The organism is Curtobacterium subtropicum, from assembly GCF_030362975.1.
GTDB classification, from domain to species: domain Bacteria; phylum Actinomycetota; class Actinomycetes; order Actinomycetales; family Microbacteriaceae; genus Curtobacterium; species Curtobacterium subtropicum.
Genome location: NZ_JAUCMM010000004.1, coordinates 114,464 through 131,518, shown reverse-complemented (window position 1 = coordinate 131,518; position 17,055 = coordinate 114,464). Strand labels below are relative to the sequence as shown.

16 protein-coding genes are annotated in these 17,055 nt (G+C 70.0%); 13 read left to right on the top strand and 3 right to left on the bottom strand.

Going from position 1 to position 17,055, the window contains the following annotated elements; genetic code table 11:
• The first annotated feature begins 36 nt into the window (after positions 1 to 36).
• Together nrdR and QUG98_RS08055 are read left to right on the top strand one after the other, a co-directional pair.
• Positions 37 to 534, top strand: a complete 498-nt coding sequence (nrdR, locus tag QUG98_RS08060) for a transcriptional regulator NrdR (protein ID WP_289470035.1) — start codon at positions 37 to 39, stop codon at positions 532 to 534.
• Entirely contained in the window at positions 531 to 1,607 is a 1,077-nt protein-coding gene (locus QUG98_RS08055) for a quinone-dependent dihydroorotate dehydrogenase (RefSeq protein ID WP_289470033.1), read from the top strand. Before nrdR ends, QUG98_RS08055 begins: the two co-directional genes overlap by 4 nt.
• A 213-nt stretch (positions 1,608 to 1,820) precedes the next feature.
• On the opposite strand, the gene QUG98_RS08050 is transcribed toward QUG98_RS08055, so the two are convergent.
• Positions 1,821 to 2,396, bottom strand: a complete 576-nt coding sequence (locus QUG98_RS08050) for a DUF3043 domain-containing protein (RefSeq protein WP_058729749.1) — start codon at positions 2,394 to 2,396, stop codon at positions 1,821 to 1,823.
• Between the two features lie 51 nt (positions 2,397 to 2,447).
• Here QUG98_RS08050 and QUG98_RS08045 point away from each other — a divergent pair, with 51 nt between their 5' ends.
• From QUG98_RS08045 to QUG98_RS08020, 6 genes are all read left to right on the top strand, one after another.
• Positions 2,448 to 3,893: a dipeptidase gene (locus tag QUG98_RS08045; RefSeq protein ID WP_289470032.1), complete on the top strand. Its 1,446-nt coding sequence runs from the start codon at positions 2,448 to 2,450 to the stop codon at positions 3,891 to 3,893.
• A gap of 231 nt (positions 3,894 to 4,124) precedes the next feature.
• Entirely contained in the window at positions 4,125 to 4,499 is a 375-nt protein-coding gene (locus tag QUG98_RS08040; protein WP_058729751.1) for a HesB/IscA family protein, read from the top strand.
• Positions 4,500 to 4,800: 301 nt separating this feature from the next.
• The gene (ctaC, locus tag QUG98_RS08035) at positions 4,801 to 5,703 is read left to right on the top strand and encodes an aa3-type cytochrome oxidase subunit II (RefSeq protein WP_058729752.1); all 903 of its coding nucleotides are present in this window, start codon (positions 4,801 to 4,803) and stop codon (positions 5,701 to 5,703) included.
• Positions 5,704 to 5,714: 11 nt separating this feature from the next.
• Positions 5,715 to 7,451: an aa3-type cytochrome oxidase subunit I gene (gene ctaD / locus QUG98_RS08030; RefSeq protein WP_058729753.1), complete on the top strand. Its 1,737-nt coding sequence runs from the start codon at positions 5,715 to 5,717 to the stop codon at positions 7,449 to 7,451.
• Positions 7,452 to 7,455: 4 nt separating this feature from the next.
• Positions 7,456 to 7,872, top strand: coding sequence for a cytochrome c oxidase subunit 4 (locus QUG98_RS08025; RefSeq protein WP_137767063.1), 417 nt, complete (start codon positions 7,456 to 7,458; stop codon positions 7,870 to 7,872).
• Positions 7,873 to 8,059: 187 nt separating this feature from the next.
• Positions 8,060 to 9,433, top strand: a complete 1,374-nt coding sequence (locus QUG98_RS08020; protein WP_058729755.1) for a glucose-6-phosphate dehydrogenase — start codon at positions 8,060 to 8,062, stop codon at positions 9,431 to 9,433.
• A 278-nt stretch (positions 9,434 to 9,711) separates the two neighbouring features.
• Here QUG98_RS08020 and QUG98_RS08015 read toward each other — a convergent pair whose 3' ends face one another.
• Positions 9,712 to 11,598, bottom strand: coding sequence for a glycoside hydrolase family 15 protein (locus tag QUG98_RS08015; RefSeq protein ID WP_289470031.1), 1,887 nt, complete (start codon positions 11,596 to 11,598; stop codon positions 9,712 to 9,714).
• An 88-nt stretch (positions 11,599 to 11,686) separates the two neighbouring features.
• Complete coding sequence (locus QUG98_RS08010) at positions 11,687 to 12,751, bottom strand: App1 family protein phosphatidate phosphatase (RefSeq protein WP_289470030.1); 1,065 nt, start codon at positions 12,749 to 12,751, stop codon at positions 11,687 to 11,689.
• A 152-nt stretch (positions 12,752 to 12,903) separates the two neighbouring features.
• Between QUG98_RS08010 and QUG98_RS08005 the strand changes: the two genes are divergently transcribed.
• From QUG98_RS08005 to QUG98_RS07985, 5 genes are all read left to right on the top strand, one after another.
• Positions 12,904 to 13,551, top strand: coding sequence for a TetR/AcrR family transcriptional regulator (locus QUG98_RS08005; RefSeq protein ID WP_058729758.1), 648 nt, complete (start codon positions 12,904 to 12,906; stop codon positions 13,549 to 13,551).
• 202 nt (positions 13,552 to 13,753) lie between these two features.
• Complete coding sequence (locus QUG98_RS08000; protein WP_058729759.1) at positions 13,754 to 14,668, top strand: ABC transporter ATP-binding protein; 915 nt, start codon at positions 13,754 to 13,756, stop codon at positions 14,666 to 14,668.
• Entirely contained in the window at positions 14,665 to 15,381 is a 717-nt protein-coding gene (locus tag QUG98_RS07995) for an ABC transporter permease (protein ID WP_289470029.1), read from the top strand. Before QUG98_RS08000 ends, QUG98_RS07995 begins: the two co-directional genes overlap by 4 nt.
• A complete protein-coding gene (locus tag QUG98_RS07990) occupies positions 15,378 to 16,106 on the top strand; it encodes an ABC transporter permease (protein ID WP_289470028.1) in 729 nt (242 codons plus the stop codon). The genes QUG98_RS07995 and QUG98_RS07990 overlap by 4 nt, the downstream gene beginning before the upstream one ends.
• On the top strand, positions 16,103 to 17,023 hold the full coding sequence (locus tag QUG98_RS07985) for an ABC transporter substrate-binding protein (RefSeq protein ID WP_289470027.1): 921 nt from the start codon (positions 16,103 to 16,105) through the stop codon (positions 17,021 to 17,023). Before QUG98_RS07990 ends, QUG98_RS07985 begins: the two co-directional genes overlap by 4 nt.
• The last annotated feature ends 32 nt before the right edge of the window (positions 17,024 to 17,055 follow it).

The window sequence follows — 17,055 nt, the reverse complement described above, 5'->3', positions numbered from 1 at the left end:
TGTGGACGCCGTCGAGCCGATAGCCTGGGGGACGACATGTTCTGCCCCTTCTGCCGCCACCCGGACTCCCGCGTCGTCGACTCCCGCACGAGCGACGACGGCACCTCGATCCGTCGCCGCCGCCAGTGCCCGAACTGCGGGCGCCGGTTCTCGACGACCGAGACCGCCTCGCTCAACGTCGTGAAGCGGAACGGCGTCACCGAGCCGTTCAGCCGCGACAAGATCGTCTCCGGCGTCCGCAAGGCGTGCCAGGGCCGGCCGGTGACCGACGGCGACCTGGCCGTGCTCGCGCAGCGCGTCGAGGAGACCGTGCGCTCGTCGGGATCGAGTCAGATCGACGCGAACGACATCGGCCTCGCCATCCTCGCGCCGCTCCGCGAGCTCGACGAGGTCGCCTTCCTGCGCTTCGCGAGCGTGTACCAGGCCTTCGACACGCTCGAGGACTTCGAGGACGCGATCGCACAGCTGCGCCGCGACCACCAGGCGGCCGGAGCCGGCGCGTCCGGCGGCACCGAGTCGGGCAGCAGCGCATGAGCGGGATCGTGGAGCGCGTCGTCCGCAACGGGTACGCCGTCGTCTTCCGGACCGTGTTCGCGAACATGGACCCGGAGCGGGCGCACCACATCGCCTTCGCGGTGATCCGCGCGCTGCCGAAGGTGCCGTTCCTGAGCGGGACGATCGAGCGCTACGCCAGGCCCTCGGCCGCCGACGGCATCACGACGATGGGCATCCACTTCCCCTCGCGCTTCGGCCTCGCAGCCGGGTTCGACAAGGACGCCAAGGGCATCGCCGGACTCGGACTGCTCGGGTTCGGGCACGTCGAGGTCGGCACGATCACGGCGAAGGCGCAGCCCGGCAACGAGAAGCCGAGGCTGTTCCGGCTCATCCGCGACAGGGCGCTCGTCAACCGGATGGGCTTCAACAACCACGGCGCCGCCCGGGCCGCCCGGCGCCTCGAGCGCGCACGGCGTCACCCCGGCCGACCGGTCATCGGCGTGAACATCGGCAAGAGCCGGGTCGTCGCGGTCGAGGACGCGGTCGACGACTACCTCGAGTCGACCCGTCTGCTCGCGCCGTTCGCGGACTACCTCGCGGTGAACGTCAGCTCGCCGAACACCCCAGGGCTCCGCGGACTGCAGGAGGCAGACCAGCTCCGGCCGCTGCTGACCGCCGTGCGTGATGCCGCTGGTCGGACGCCGGTGCTGGTGAAGATCGCGCCCGACCTGACCGACGAGCAGATCGACGCCATCGCCGGACTCGCGGTGGACCTCGGGCTCGCCGGGATCATCGCGAACAACACCACGATCGCGCGCTCCGGCCTGACCACGCCGGACGCCGAGGTCGAGGCGATGGGGGCCGGCGGGCTGTCCGGCGCGCCGATCGCCGCCCGGTCGCTCGAGGTCCTGCGCCGGGTGCGCGCCGCGGTGCCGCAGGAGTTCTGCGTGGTCGCCGTCGGTGGCGTGACGAGCGAGCAGGACGTGCAGGACCGCGTCGACGCGGGTGCCACGCTCGTGCAGGGCTACACGGCGTTCCTCTACGAGGGGCCGACCTGGGCGATGCGCATCAACCGCCTGCGTCGTCGGCGGCTGCGGCGCGCAGCGCGGTAGTCGCCGCACGCCGCCGACCCGGTCCCGCTCCGGTCGCACGACCTGCCGACCCGGTCCCGCTCCGGTCGCACGACCTGCCGACTCATGCCGTTCACGGTGCAGGACATGCCGCTCACGTTCGTCGTGGACGGCATGTCCTGCGACCTGGACTCGCGCGCCCGGGAACGACGAAGCGCCGCCCGGCTCGGCCGGACGGCGCTCGTGCGGTGGTGCCTAGAGCGAGGGGTACTGCCCGCGGCGCACCTGCGGCTTCGGCAGGCGCAGGAAGCGCAGCTGCCACGCCCGCGTCAGGATGTAGAGGAAGGTCCCGCGCTGCATCTCGCCGAACTTCGCCGTGATCTTCTTGCGGAGCGACAGCCAGAGCACGATGCAGTCGAGCACGAACAGTGCCACGAACGCCCACACCAGCAGCAGCGAGTACGACGCCAGGACCGTCTGCGCCGCGGCGAACCCGACGATCAGGAACAGCACGAGCACGGGCATCATGACCTCGCCCACGTTCCAGCGCGCGTCGATCCAGTCGCGGACGAACTTCCGCTGCTCGCCCTTGTCCTTCGCGGGGAGGTAGCGCTCCTCGCCGTTGGCCATGCCGAGGCGGGCCTTCTCGCGCTCGGTGTTGAGGCGCGCGCGGGCGGCCTTCTTGTCCTGCGGGCTGTTGCCGACGAGCGGGCGACGGTTGGCGGCCTCGCGCTCGCGACGTGACGGCGTCGGACGACCCTTGCCGGCCTCGAGGAGTTCCTCGTCCGACGGGGTGACGGTCGTGTTGGTCTTGGGGGCTGCCTTCGCCACGGTGCGTTCCTGACTGCGGTTGCGTGCTGGATCTCCTCTAGATTACGGGACATGACCGACACCGACCAGCACAGCCCCGCGACCGACCCCGCGCTCCTCGAAGCCCTCCGCGAACACGTGCAGGGAGGCCTGCCGACCACGATCGCGGACCTCTCCGCACTGGTCCGGCTGCCGTCGGTGTCCTGGTCGGCGTTCGACCCGGCGCACGTGCAGGCGAGTGCCGAGGCGGTCGCGGACCTGGCCCGGTCGACGGGGATCTTCGCCGACGACGCCGTCCGCATCGTCCGGTCTGCGGTCGCGGGGGAGACGGCCGGGGCCGAGGAGGCCGGCCGCGAGCTCGGGCAGCCCGCCGTCCTGGCGGTGCGTCCCGCCCGCAACGGGAAGCCGACCGTCATGCTCTACGCGCACCACGACGTGCAGCCGCAGGGCGACGACGCGCTGTGGGAGACCCCGCCCTTCGAGCCGACGCTCCGCGGCGACCGGCTGTACGGTCGCGGTGCCTCGGACGACAAGGCCGGTGTGATGACCCACATCGCGTCGCTCCGCGCCCTGCACGCGCAGTTCGGCGACGACCTCGACCTCGGCGTCGTGCTCTTCGTCGAGGGCGAGGAGGAGTTCGGCTCCCGGTCGTTCCGCACCTTCCTCCGGGAACAGAAGGATCACCTGGCTGCCGACGTCATCGTGGTGGCCGACAGCGACAACTGGTCGGTCGACGTGCCCTCGATCACGGTCTCGCTCCGCGGCAACGTCACGTTCCGTGCGACGCTCACGACGCTCGAGCACGCGAGCCACAGCGGCATGTTCGGCGGCGCGGCCCCGGACGCGATGATCCCGATGGTGCGTCTGCTCGCCTCGCTGCACGACGACGACGGCTCGGTCGCCGTCGAGGGGCTCTCCGCGTACGACGCCGACGTCCCCGAGCGTTCGGAGGCCGAGCTCGCCACGGACGCCGCGCTGCTCGAGGGTGTGCAGCCGGTCGGGACGGGACCGGTGCTCTCGCGCATGTGGTTCCAGCCGTCGATCACCGTGACGGGCATGGACGTGCCGAGCGTCGCGAACGCGTCGAACACGCTGCTGCCGAACGTCGCGGCTCGTGTCTCCGTGCGCGTGGCCCCTGGCCAGTCCGCCACGGACGCGTACGCGGCCGTCGAGCGGCACCTCCGCGCGCACGTGCCGTTCGGCGCGAGGCTCGACATCACGGAGGTCGACACCGGCGACGGCTTCCTGGTCGACACGGCCGGCTGGGCCGTGCGGGAGGCACGCACCGCCATGCACGAGGGCTGGGGCGCGCCCGCGGTCGAGCAGGGCATCGGCGGCTCGATCCCGTTCGTGTCCGACCTCGCCGCGGAGTTCCCCGAGGCGCAGATCCTGGTCACCGGCGTCGAGGACCCGGACACCCGCGCGCACAGCCCGAACGAGTCGCAGCACCTGGGCGTGCTGCACCGCGCGATCGCGTCCGAGACGATCCTGCTGGCGCGGCTCGCGACGCGCGCCTGACCGGGGGAGCGGCGCGGGACGCGACCGGGCCGGTGAGCGACCGGGACGGTGCCGCGCCGCGACGGTGACGGGCCGGAGCAGTGACGGGCGGGAGGCCCGTGGCGACCTCGCCACGGGCCTCCCGCCCGTCGTCCGGTGCCGCCCTGTGGACGGCGCGCCCGTCCTGTCGGCTCCCGTGCTTACAATCGACCCAGGCGCGGTGACCGACACCGCCCGGAGGGAGACGCGCGGATGAGCGACACCATCATCGACAACGCACCGGCGACGGACGCACGCTCGCACGGCGTCGCGCTCAGCGACGCGGCGGCGGCGAAGGTGGCGAGCCTGCTGGAGCAGGAGGGCCGCGACGACCTCCGCCTGCGCCTCGCGGTCCAGCCCGGCGGCTGCTCGGGCCTGATCTACCAGCTCTACTTCGACGAGCGGCTGCTCGACGGTGACGCCACCGCCGAGTTCGGCAGCGGTGTCGAGGTCGTCGTCGACAAGATGAGCGTGCCGTACCTCGACGGTGCGACGATCGACTTCGAGGACACCATCCAGAAGCAGGGCTTCACCATCGACAACCCCAACGCGCAGGGCAGCTGCGCGTGCGGCGACAGCTTCCACTGACGGCGCGGCGGGCGACTGTCCGTCCACCGAACCGACACGCGAGCGGGGAGTGACCGATCTGGTCGCTCCCCGCTCGTCGTCGTTGCCCGCACCGGGCCGCAGACCGGGGGAAAGCTGCCGGCGGAGACCGGCGATCACGCGCCGGACCGCGTCGGGTGTGCGCGAGACGTCACCGGCTGCGAGTAAGCTAGGAGTGTTCCAACCAAGCTGGGAACCAGCAATGTGCGGGCTCCGTGCACCCCTCGCGGTGCACGTCGCGTCCGCGTCGCCGGTTCCGGGCAACGTCTTCCGAGAGGTAACAGTGCGTTCGAATCGCCGTATACGTTGGGCGGCCGTCCCGGTGGCCGTCGGTCTGGTCATCGCACTGGCTGGCTGCACGCAGCAGCAGATGAACGGATGGCTCCCCGGGACCGAGGAGACGAAGGACGTCACGAACCACACGAGCCGCGTCGTCGGCCTGTGGACCACCAGCTGGGTGGTCCTGCTCGCGGTCGGTCTGATCGTGTGGGGCCTGATCATCTGGGCGGCGATCGTCTACCGCCGCCGCAAGGGCCAGACCGGCCTGCCGGTCCAGATGCGGTACAACATGCCGCTCGAGATCTTCTACACGATCGTGCCGCTCATCCTCGTGCTCGGCTTCTTCGCCTTCACCGCGAAGGACCAGTCGGCGATCGAGAAGCCGTTCGACGACCCGGACGCCACGATCCACGTGTACGGCAAGCGCTGGGCCTGGGACTTCAACTACATCGACAAGGACAACCCGCAGGACAGCGTCTACTACCAGGGCATCCAGGCCCAGGAAGAGGAGAACGGGAACGGCGCGATCGACGAGTCGCAGCTCCCGACGCTGTACCTGCCGGTCGGCAAGAAGGTCGAGATCGAGCTCTCCTCGCGCGATGTCGACCACTCCTTCTGGGTCATCGACTTCCTCTACAAGAAGGACATGCTCCCGGGCAAGACGAACTACGAGTACTTCATCCCGCAGAAGGAAGGCACCTACCAGGGCAAGTGCGCCGAGCTCTGCGGTGAGTACCACTCCCTGATGCTCTTCCAGGTGAAGGTCGTCTCGGACTCCGAGTACCAGCAGTACCTCGACACGCTGCGCGAGCAGGGCAAGGTCGGGCTCCTCGGCAACGAGTACGACACCAACACGAACGAACCGAACAACCAGGCGCCGGTCGAGGCGTCGAGCGAGAACAAGTAGGGGTCCGTCAGATGACAACGTCACTCGTCGGCCAGCCGACAGCGCCGACGACGCCGGACTTCCAGGCGTCGAAGGTCGGTCGGAAGGGCAACATCATCGTCCGGTGGATCACCTCCACCGACCACAAGACGATCGGGTACATGTACCTGATCGCCTCGTTCATCTTCTTCCTGCTCGCGGGCGTCATGGCGCTCGTGATCCGTGCGCAGCTCTTCGAGCCCGGCCTGCACGTGGTCGAGACGAAGGAGCAGTACAACCAGCTCTTCACGATGCACGGCACGATCATGCTGCTGATGTTCGCGACGCCGCTCTTCTCGGGCTTCGCGAACGCGATCATGCCGCTGCAGATCGGGGCGCCGGACGTGGCCTTCCCGCGTCTGAACGGGTTCGCCTTCTGGCTGTACCTGTTCGGCTCGCTCATCGCGGTCGGCGGCTTCCTCACACCGCAGGGTGCCGCGTCCTTCGGGTGGTTCGCCTACGCGCCACTCAGTGACACGACGTTCACACCGGGTCTCGGCGGAACGCTCTGGGTCTTCGGCCTCGGCATGACCGGCTTCTCGACGATCCTCGGCGCGGTGAACTTCATCACGACGATCATCACGATGCGCGCCCCGGGCATGACGATGTTCCGCATGTCGATCTTCACGTGGAACACCCTCGTGACGTCGCTGCTCGTGCTGATGGCCTTCCCGGTCCTCGCCGCCGCGCTCTTCGGCCTCGGCCTCGACCGCGTGTTCGACGCGCAGATCTACAACCCGGCCAACGGCGGTGCCCTGCTCTGGCAGCACCTGTTCTGGTTCTTCGGTCACCCCGAGGTGTACATCATCGCGCTGCCGTTCTTCGGCATCGTGTCCGAGGTCTTCCCGGTCTTCAGCCGCAAGCCGATCTTCGGGTACAAGACCCTCGTCTACGCGACCATCTCCATCGCGGCCCTGTCGGTCACGGTGTGGGCGCACCACATGTACGTCACCGGTGGCGTCCTGCTCCCGTGGTTCTCGCTCATGACGATGCTCATCGCGGTCCCCACCGGCGTGAAGATCTTCAACTGGGTCGGCACGATGTGGCGCGGTTCGGTCACCTTCGAGACCCCGCTGCTCTGGGCCGTCGGCTTCCTCATCACGTTCACGTTCGGTGGTCTCACCGGTGTGATCCTGGCGTCGCCGCCGCTCGACTTCCACGTGTCGGACTCGTACTTCGTCGTCGCGCACTTCCACTACGTGGTCTTCGGCACCGTCGTGTTCGCCATGTTCTCCGGCTTCTACTTCTGGTGGCCGAAGTGGACGGGTCGCATGCTCAACGAGCGCCTCGGCAAGATCCACTTCTGGCTGCTGTTCATCGGCTTCCACACGACGTTCCTCATCCAGCACTGGCTGGGCGTCATCGGCATGCCGCGTCGCTACGCGACCTACCTGCCGAACGACGGGTTCACCTGGATGAACCAGCTGTCGACGATCGGCTCGATGATCCTCGCGATCTCGTTCCTGCCGTTCATCTTCAACGTCTACGTGACGGCCCGGAACGCACCGAAGGTCGCCGTGAACGACCCGTGGGGCTACGGCCGCTCGCTCGAGTGGGCGACCAGCTGCCCGCCGCCGCGCCACAACTTCACGTCCATCCCGCGGATCCGTTCCGAGTCCCCGGCGTTCGACCTGAACCACCCCGAGGCCGGCGTGCCGATCGGCGTGGGTCCGGCGAAGGACGCCCCGGACGCTCCGACCTACGACGCCGCGAAGGGCGAGGTGAAGTAAGGCGATGCGCGCCAACACCAACCTGTTCTGGATCCTGTTCGTATTCTTCGTCCTCGCGGACGCCGCGTACACCATCTGGGCGCTGATCTACTACGGTCGCCCGGAGTGGGTCGGCACCGTGGCGATCGGCCTCACCGGGATCATGTCCGCGTTCATCGCGTTCTACCTCGGCAAGGTGATGTCGTCGCAGGGCGGCGTCCTCCCCGAGGACCGTCCGGACGCGAACATCGAGGACGGCGACGCCGAGCTCGGGCACTTCAGCCCGTGGTCGTGGTGGCCGATCCTGCTCGCCGGTTCGACGGGCATCTGCTTCCTCGGCCTCGCGGCCGGCCTCTGGATCGTGCCGATCGGGCTCGCGCTCGTGACCGTCACGCTCGTCGGCTGGGTCTACGAGTACTACCGCGGCAACTTCGGACACTGATCCGATCCACCTGACACCTCGGGCGGCACCACATCCGGTGCCGCCCGAGGTGCGTCCGGGGCCCGTACCCCACCCGGACCGAGCTCTCGGCCCGGAGCGGGTATCCCGGAACCACAGGGAATCAACCGGCCCGCGCGCGGCTTGACCCGTGCGGACCCCGCAACCACAGCGAAAGGACTCACCTCCGGTGACCGACAAGCGCACCCTCATCATCTTCGGCGCGACGGGCGACCTCGCCTCCCGCCTGCTGCTCCCGGGACTCGGAACGTTCCTGCAGAGCGGTCGAGCGGTCCCCGTCCAGCTGATCGGCACGGGCCGCAGCGCCCGCAGTGCGGAGCAGTGGAAGGACGTCGTCACGAAGTCCTTCGCGTCGCAGGACGTCAAGGGTCCCGAGGTCGACGCGACCCTCGAGTCCACGACCTTCATCCAGGGCGACCCGACCGACCCCGAGCACCTCAAGGCACTGCTCGACGCGGCCGACGCCGAGCCCATCCTGTACTTCGCCCTGCCGCCGCAGATCGCGTCGGACATCTGCGAGGCGCTGCAGGGCGTCGAGCTCCCCGAAGGCACGACCCTGGCGTTCGAGAAGCCGTTCGGTACCGACGTCGCCAGCGCCGAGGCCCTGAACAAGACGGTCCTCGAGCTCGTCCCCGAGGAGCGCGTGCACCGCACCGACCACTTCCTCGGTCGCACGACCGTCCTGAACATCATCGGTCTGCGCTTCGCGAACCGTCTGTTCGAGCCGATCTGGAACGCGGACAACATCGAGAAGGTCGACGTCTTCTACGACGAGACCCTCGGGCTCGAGAACCGCGCGCAGTACTACGACGAGGCCGGCGCCCTGGTCGACATGATCCAGTCGCACCTGCTGCAGATCCTCGGCCTCGTGACGATGGACGCGCCGGCCGCGATCGACGCGGTCGAGTTCCGCTCGTCGCTCGCCCGGGTCCTCCGCTCCACCCGCCTCAAGGGTGACGACCCGAAGATCGCCTCGCGCCGCGCCGTCTACACGGCCGGCACGATCGACGGCAAGGAGCTGCCGTCGTACCAGGACGAGGACGGCGTCGACAAGTCGCGCGGTACCGAGACCCTGGCGGAGATCGAGGTCGAGGTCGACACGGCCCGCTGGAAGGGCGTCCCCTTCACCCTCCGTTCCGGCAAGGCGCTCGGCGCCAGTCGCAAGGAGGTCCTCATCACCTTCAAGCCGGTGACGCGTCTGCCCTCCGGTCTGTCCGGTCGGCCGAAGGCGGACACGCTGCGCATCGTCCTCAACCCGGACGAGATCGAGCTGAGCGTGTCGGCGAACGGCGGCGGCAACCCGTTCGAGATGGGGCAGGTCACCCTGTCGTCGTCCTTCGACGACGGCGAGCTGACCCCGTACGGCGAGGTCCTCAACGGCATCTTCCACGACGACCCGCTGCTGTCGATCCGCGGCGACGTCGCGGAGCGCTGCTGGGAGATCGTCGAGCCGGTCGTGGACGCCTGGAAGTCGGGCGACGTCCCGCTCGAGGAGTACCGCGCGGGCTCGCGCGGTCCGGCGGACTGGGAGTCGTCGTCCTGACCGACTCGGTCTCCTGAGGGAGCCCCCTGACGGACGGGAGGCGCGGTGCCGGCTGGCACCGTGCCTCCCGTCCGTCTGTCCGCCGTGTCTCCGTCACCGCGGCGCGGTTGCTGCCCATCGCACCTGACCTGGAAGACCGATCCGCGCATCGGAAGCGGGAAGGAACGGCCTCCCTTGCGCGGAACGGCCTCCCTTGCGCGGAACTGCCTCCCTTGCGCAGAACAGCCTCCCCTGTGCGAGGCGGCCGAGCGCGAGGCGACGGTGCGCGCGCGGGCTCCTCAGGACGGGCCGCCGGCCCGGCGGCCGCCGCCCGTCCACGAGCGCGTGCCCCCGTCGTGCACGGCGAGCCGGGTGCGGTGCCCCGACGAGGTGCCACGAGCCCGGGCGATGGCGTCCGCCGCTGACACGAGCGTCAGGTGGGAGAGCACCTGCGGGGTGTTGCCGATGTGGTGACCGGTCGCGACGTCGATCTCCTCGGAGAGCATGCCGACGTCGTTCGCGTACCCGACGAGCACGTCCATCAGGCGTTCGGCGTCCTCGACCCGTCCGGACGCGGCGTACTGCTCGACGAGCCAGAACGAGCACGCGAGGAACGGGTGTTCGCTGCCGGACAGGCCGTCGAACCCGGAGGTCGTCCGGTACCGGAGGACGAGCCCGTGGTCGCCGACACGCAGGTCCTGCTCGATGGCCGCGACCGTCCCCGTCATGCGCGGGTCGTCGGCGGGCACGTACCCGATCTGGGGCAGGACCAGCAGGCTCGCGTCGACCTCGTCGGTGTCGTAGTGCTGCCGGTAGCTACCGCGCTCGGCGTTCCAGCCGTGTTCCTCGATCTCCGCGCGGACCTCGTCGCGCAGCTGGCGCCATCGGTCGACGGGGCCCTCGAGGCCGAACTCCTCGACGGCTGCGACGCCGCGATCGAACGCGGCCCAGATCATCGCCCGGGAGTGCGTGAAGTGCCGCCGCGGCCCGCGCATCTCCCAGATGCCGTTGTCCGGCTGCTGCCAGTGCTCCTCCACGTAGCCGAGCAGGGCGCGCTGCAGCGCCCACGAGTCGGCGTTCTCCTCGACGCCGAGCTCTCGGGCGTCGTGCAGGGCGGCCAAGACCTCGCCGAAGACGTCGCCCTGGTACTGCGTCGATGCGCCGTTGCCGAGGCGCACCGGGGTCGAGTCGAGGTACCCGGGTAGCTCGTCGAGCGTGCGTTCGGGCAGTTCGCGTTCCCCGGCGATGCCGTACATGATCTGCACGTCGGCGGGGTCGCCGGCGATCGCGCGGAGCAGCCAGCCCCGCCAGTGCATCGCCTCGTCCCGGTAGCCGTGCGCGATCAGCGACGCGAGCGCGAGGGATGCGTCCCGGAGCCAGACGTACCGGTAGTCCCAGTTGCGTTCACCGCCCGGGTCCTCCGGGAGGCTCGTCGTCGCCGCCGCCACGACGCCGCCGGTCTGCCCGTGGGTCATCGCGCGGAGCAGCAGCAGGGAGCGCCGGCTCGCCTCGGCGTACGGACCCTCGGTGTGCGCGGTTGCCATCCAGTCGCGCCACCAGCGCTCCGTCTCGTGCATCGCGGCGTCGACGTCGAGCGGCTCCGGCGGTTCGCGGTGCGACGGGTACCAGGTGAGCACCGTGTCGACGACGTCGCCGTCGTGCACGGTCACCGTGTGCGTGTGCCGGTGGTCGTCGGCCCGGAAGCGCACGCCGCGGACGACGACGGAGCCGGGGCCCGCGGTCGCGAGGAGCGCGGGGTCCTCGTCGCCGCCGATCTGCCGGACCCAGGGGAGCGCCCTGGCGTAGTCGAAGCGGATGCGCAGGGTCTGCTCGACCTCGACGGAACCCTGCAGCCCGCGCACCCGACGGATGATCGCCGCCCGGTGGGCACCGATCGGCATGAGGTCGGTGACCTCGACGACACCGGTCGACGTCGTCCACACGGTGGAGAGGACGAGCGTGTCCGGGTGGTGGCGCCGCGTGCTCGTGGCGTCGGGATCGGTGGGGCGGAGCGACCAGTGCCCGTGGTCCTCGGTGCCGAGCAGCGACGCAAAGGTCGAGGGGCTGTCGAAGCGGGGCAGGCACGCCCAGTCGATCGTGCCGTCGCGGCCGACCAGGGCTGCCGTGTAGGTGTCACCGATGAGGGCGTGGTCCTCGATGCGGTTCGGCGGGGTCGCGGTGCTCATGGGTCGATCCTGGCACCGGCGACCGCCGAGCGGCCCGACGGCGCTGAAGGTGTGCACAGCGCGGGAGTCGGAGCAGCCTGTGCAGGGATCAGAGCGGGGCCGACGGGTCCGCGTCGACGAGGCCGACCCGGCTGAGCTCCGCCCACATCCCGGCACCGTCCGGCGCGTACACCCACGGAGCGGATCCGGCGCGCGTGCGTTCCTGCGCTCGGGACCGCCCACCGGCGAGGACCGCCTCGCTGGTGGACAGCTGGCGGATGGCGACGCCGGCGACGTTGTCCGGGTGCTCCCGGGCGAACTCGCCGTAGAGGGTCTCGTCGTGCTGCCCGTCGTCACCGACCAGCAGCCACTGCACGTCCGGGAAGTCGCTGGCGAGCCGCCGGAGGTTCTGCTGCTTGTGGAGCTGCCCGCTGCGGAAGAAGCGGTCGTGGGTCGGACCCCAGTCCGTCAGCAGGAGCGTGCCGGACGGGTACATGTTCCGGGTCAGGAAGCGCTGCAGGGTCGGCGCGACGTTCCACGCCCCGGTCGACAGGTACACGGTGGGAGCGCCCGGGTGCTGCGCGAGCACGCGTTCGTAGAGCACCGACATCCCCGGGACCGGGCGGCGAGCGTGCTCGGTGAGCACGAACGAGTTCCACGCCGCGAGCATCGGGCGGGGGAGCGAGGTGACCATGACGGTGTCGTCGATGTCGGAGAGCAGACCGAAGCGCGTGTCCGGGTCCACGATGAACACGTCGGCCTCCACGTCGCGCATCCCACCGGCCGAAAGGCGCACGGTCTGCCAACCGGGTTCGAGGTCGATCGGGACCTTCACGTCGACCACGCCGCCGCGGTCGGACTGCACCACGTGCGTGGTCCCGCCGGCCGTCACGGTGACCTCGGCGTCGTCGACGGCCACGCTCGTGAAGCTCCGCCAACCGCGCACGCCGTAGTACGAGGCGTCGGACGCGAGACCTCGACGCGTCAGCAGCACCCGGCAGAGCACGCGGATCCAGCCCGGTGCGCCGTAGCCCGTGTACGGGATCACGGTCGGCACGAGGCCGCGCCGACGAGCCCGGTGCTCGCGGAACTCCTGGACGGCGTCCTCGATCCGGGCGGCCCGGTGGAGGATCGGTTCGGCCAACGACGGCTCGTGGGGCGTCGGGTCGGGCATGGCCCCATCCTTCCACGCGAGGGACGCCGGCGTCGGTCGCGCGACCGCGCCACAGGGGTGAGTCGCAGCCACGTTCCAGCCGGTCTGTGCGAGAGTCCTCTCCGTCACATCCCACATGACCGCGCTCCGCCGGGAGCGCAAGAGGAGAACACGTGCTCGTCACCGAGGTATCGAACGCACTGCCGGGGGGATCATCACTGCTCAGGAACGAGCCGGTCCAAGCCCGCAGTTCGGCGCGCCTCGCGGGACTCCTCGACGCCGCTGCGGCCGTGATCGACGAGATCGGGTTCGAGCGGCTGACCACCGCGATGGTCGCCGAGCGCGCGGGGGCGTCCATCGGCACGGTCTACCGGTACTTCCCGGACCGCATCGCCGTGGTCGAGGCACTGGCGATCCGGAGCACGCAGCGACTCGCCGAGCGCTTCCTCACCGCGCTCGACGAGAGCGACGCCACGACGTGGCAGGACGCGCACGACGCGCTCATCGACGCGACCGTCGAGATGTACCGGTCGGAGCCGGGCTTCCGGGCGATCCGCTTCGGTGACCCCGCAGACACCGGCACCGGTGACGCCGAGGACCGCATGGCCGCGCTGGGGGCGGCCGTCGCGCAGATCCTGCACGACCGCTTCGGCTACCCGCTGGGCGAGCGTCCGGAGCGCGCCTGGGTCGTCCTGGCCGAGTCGGCGCACGCCGTGATCGCCCGGGCGCTCCGCGACCGGTCCGCTCCCGACACCGCGCTCATCGAGGAGTACCGCACGATGAGCCGTGCGCACCTGGAGGCGGTCGCCGCAGCAGCCTGACCCGGGGCCGCCCGGTCCGCAGTCGCCCGCGCGACGCGCCCGACCGACACACCGGACCATCCACCGACGCCCGTGCTCCCGAACAGGGAGTGCGGGCGTCGTTGTCCGCGAGCCGTCATGACCGGTCACGGTGGAACGCTGTCCTCGATGCGCGGGTACGCTCGTGCGGAGTCGGGCTACCTCCGAACAGAAGGGCACCCACATGATCGAGTTCCGCTCGGTGCGCAAGACGTACCCGGACGGCACCAACGCGGTCGACGACTTCAGTCTCGTCATCCCGTCGCGGACCACCACCGTCTTCGTCGGCTCCAGCGGCTGCGGCAAGACGACCCTGCTCCGCATGATCAACCGGATGGTCGACCCGTCGTCGGGGACGGTCGAGATCGACGGCGAGGACGTCGCGGGGGTCGACCCCGTGCAGCTCCGTCGCCGCATCGGCTACGTCATGCAGAACGCCGGGTTGCTCCCGCACCGGAAGGTCGCCGACAACATCGCGACCGTCCCGCTGCTGACCGGCGTCTCCAAGGGAGAGGCCCGCGCACGTGCGCTCGAGCTGATGGACACCGTCGGCCTCGACCGTGCCTTCGCGGACCGCTACCCGTCGCAGCTCTCCGGTGGCCAGCAGCAGCGCGTCGGCGTGGCACGCGGCCTCGCGGTCGACCCGAACGTCCTGCTCATGGACGAGCCGTTCGGCGCCGTCGACCCGCTGGTGCGGAACGACCTGCAGGACGAGCTCATCCGCCTGCAGCGGGAGCTCGGCAAGACGGTGGTCTTCGTGACCCACGACATCGACGAGGCGTTCAAGCTCGGCGACCAGGTCGTCATCCTGAAGAAGGGCGGGGAGATCGCGCAGCTCGGCACCCCCGCGGAGATCCTCGCCGAACCCGCCGACGACTTCGTCGCGAACTTCATCGGCGCCGGTCGAGGACGGCGTGCCCTGCGCGTCGAGCAGACCCCGACCGGGCCGATCGTCGTCGACGGTGACGGTCGGGCAGCCGGCGTGCTCACCGGCCCGGTCCAGGTGGTCGACGCCGCAGCCGCGGTGCCGCAGGCAGCAGAGGCCGGGGCGCGTGACACCGCCCCGGGTGCTCCGGCGCAGGGTGGGGGACCGCGGTGAACTGGATCCTGTCGAACCTCGACACGATCAGTGACGCCACGATCGCGCACCTCGCGATCGCGATCCCACCGATCATCATCAGCTTCCTGCTCTCCATCCCGATCGGCTGGGTGGTGGTCCGCCTGCAGCGACCGGGCGGATCGCGCTTCGCCGCCGGGCTCGGCAGCGGCATCGTGACCTTCGCCGGACTGCTCTACGCGATCCCGTCGCTGGCGCTCTTCGTCGCGCTGCCGGGCATCATCGGGACGAGCTTGCAGAGCCCGGTCAACGTGATCATCAGCCTGACGATCTACGGCCTGGCGCTCATGGTCCGTTCGACGGTGGACGGCCTGACCTCGGTCGACGCCGGGACGAAGGCAGCCTCGACCGCGATGGGCTACTCGGGCGTGCAGCGCTTCTTCCGCGTGGAGCTCCCGCTCGCCGGCCCCGTCCTGCTCGCCGGCCTGCGGGTCGTCACGGTCTCGACGATCTCGCTGACGACCGTCGGTGCCGTGCTCGGCATCCAGAGCCTCGGATCGCTGTTCACCGACGGACTCGCGCGCGGCATCTACGAGGAGATCCTCTCCGGCATCGTCATGGTGCTCGTGCTCGCCTTCGTGCTCGACGGCCTGCTCGTGGCGCTCGGCCGCGCGGTGATGCCGTGGACGCGCCGGGCGCCTCGGAGCCGTCGCACCGCGCGCCGGGTCCTGCAGCGGGCGGAGGTCGCCTCGTGATCATCGGTCAGGCGTTCGGCTGGGTGTTCGACCCCGCCAACTACACGGGCTTCAACGCGATCCCCGGGCGGCTCTGGGAACACGTGTGGATCACCCTGCTCGCGGTCGCCATCGCAGCGGTGATCGCGGTCCCGATCGGGTACGCGATCGGACACACCGGCCGGGCGCGCGGTCTCTCGATCGCCCTGTCCGGCGGTGTCCGCGCACTGCCCACGCTCGGTGTGCTGTCGTTGTTCGGCCTGCTGCTCGGCATCGGCCTCGAGGCACCCTTGCTCGCCCTCGTGGTCCTCGCGATCCCGTCGGTCCTCGCCGGCGCGTACGCGGGCATCGAGTCCGTCGACCCGGTGACGATCGACGCCGCGAAGGCCCAGGGCATGACCGGCTGGCAGGTCCTCTGGAAGGTCGAGGTCCCGCTCGGCCTCCCGCTGCTGATCGGTGGCGTCCGGTCGGCCGTGCTCCAGGTCGTCGCGACCGCCACCCTGGCCGCCTACGTCGGTGCCGGTGGTCTGGGCGGCTACTTCTTCCTCGGCCTCAAGACCCAGGACTACGCCGAGATGCTCGGCGCGTCCGTCCTCGTGATCGCACTCGCGATCGCGTTCGAGATCGTGTTCGCCGCACTGCAGCGGGCGTCGGTGCCGAAGGGCACCCTCGACCCGTCCGCGCGGCAGCGCCAGGGATCGCGCGAGCGAGCCCGCAATCCCATCCCGGAAGGAAACCCATCGTGATCACAGCACGGATCCGCGTCGCCCTCGCCGCCGCAACGGCACTCGGCGTCGCAGCAGCCCTGACCGGCTGCTCGTCCGGAGACCCGCTCAGCAGCGGCTCCAGCGCGTCCTCCGACTCGAAGACGATCGTCATCGGCTCGCAGCAGTACTACTCGAACGAGATCATCGCCGAGCTCTACGCCCAGGTGCTCGAGAAGGACGGCTTCACCGTCCAGCGCAACTTCAACATCGGGCAGCGCGAGGTCTACATCCCGCAGCTCGAGAAGGGCGCGATCGACGTCATGCCGGAGTACAGCGGCAACCTGCTGCAGTACTTCGACAAGGAGTCGACCGCCAAGAGCGCCGACCAGATCGACGAGGGGCTGAAGAAGGCCCTGCCGAAGGGCCTGCGCGTCCTCGACGAGGCCGAGGCGACGGACCAGGACAGCTACACCGTGACGAAGCAGTTCTCCGAGGAGAACGACGTCACGAGCCTGGCCGACCTGAAGAACGTCAAGGAGAAGCTGACCGTCGGCGCGAACTCGGAGTTCCAGACCCGCCCGTACGGCCCCGAGGGCCTGAAGTCGGTCTACGGCGTGGACGTCGACTTCACGGCGATCGAGGACTCCGGCGGCGCCCTGACGGTCAAGGCGCTCAAGGACGGCACCGTCCAGCTCGCCGACATCTACAGCGCGGACCCGAGCATCAAGGCGAACGACTTCGTCTCGCTCAAGGACCCGGAGAACCTGATCCTGCCGCAGAACGTCATCCCGGTCGTCTCCGACAAGGTCGACGAGAAGGCTGCCGACGCCATCGACGAGGTGAACGAGAAGCTCACCACCGACAAGCTCATCGAGCTGAACGAGAAGAGCGTGACCGACAAGGAGAAGGCGTCCCAGATCGCCAAGCAGTTCCTGCAGGACGAGGGTCTGCTCTAGTCGGCCGGCGCGCGGCGCCGACCAGGACTGAA

Bases quoted from the DNA above. Each gene is read 5' to 3' on its own strand.
- QUG98_RS08055 (WP_289470033.1), top strand. From the start codon at position 531: ATGAGCGGGATCGTGGAGCGCGTCGTCCGCAACGGGTACGCCGTCGTC.
- QUG98_RS08025 (WP_137767063.1), top strand. From the start codon at position 7,456: ATGCGCGCCAACACCAACCTGTTCTGGATCCTGTTCGTATTCTTCGTC.
- ctaD (WP_058729753.1), top strand. From the start codon at position 5,715: ATGACAACGTCACTCGTCGGCCAGCCGACAGCGCCGACGACGCCGGAC.
- nrdR (WP_289470035.1), top strand. From the start codon at position 37: ATGTTCTGCCCCTTCTGCCGCCACCCGGACTCCCGCGTCGTCGACTCC.
- QUG98_RS08015 (WP_289470031.1), bottom strand. From the start codon at position 11,598: ATGAGCACCGCGACCCCGCCGAACCGCATCGAGGACCACGCCCTCATC.
- QUG98_RS08040 (WP_058729751.1), top strand. From the start codon at position 4,125: ATGAGCGACACCATCATCGACAACGCACCGGCGACGGACGCACGCTCG.
- QUG98_RS08000 (WP_058729759.1), top strand. From the start codon at position 13,754: ATGATCGAGTTCCGCTCGGTGCGCAAGACGTACCCGGACGGCACCAAC.
- QUG98_RS08010 (WP_289470030.1), bottom strand. From the start codon at position 12,751: ATGCCCGACCCGACGCCCCACGAGCCGTCGTTGGCCGAACCGATCCTC.
- QUG98_RS08045 (WP_289470032.1), top strand. From the start codon at position 2,448: ATGACCGACACCGACCAGCACAGCCCCGCGACCGACCCCGCGCTCCTC.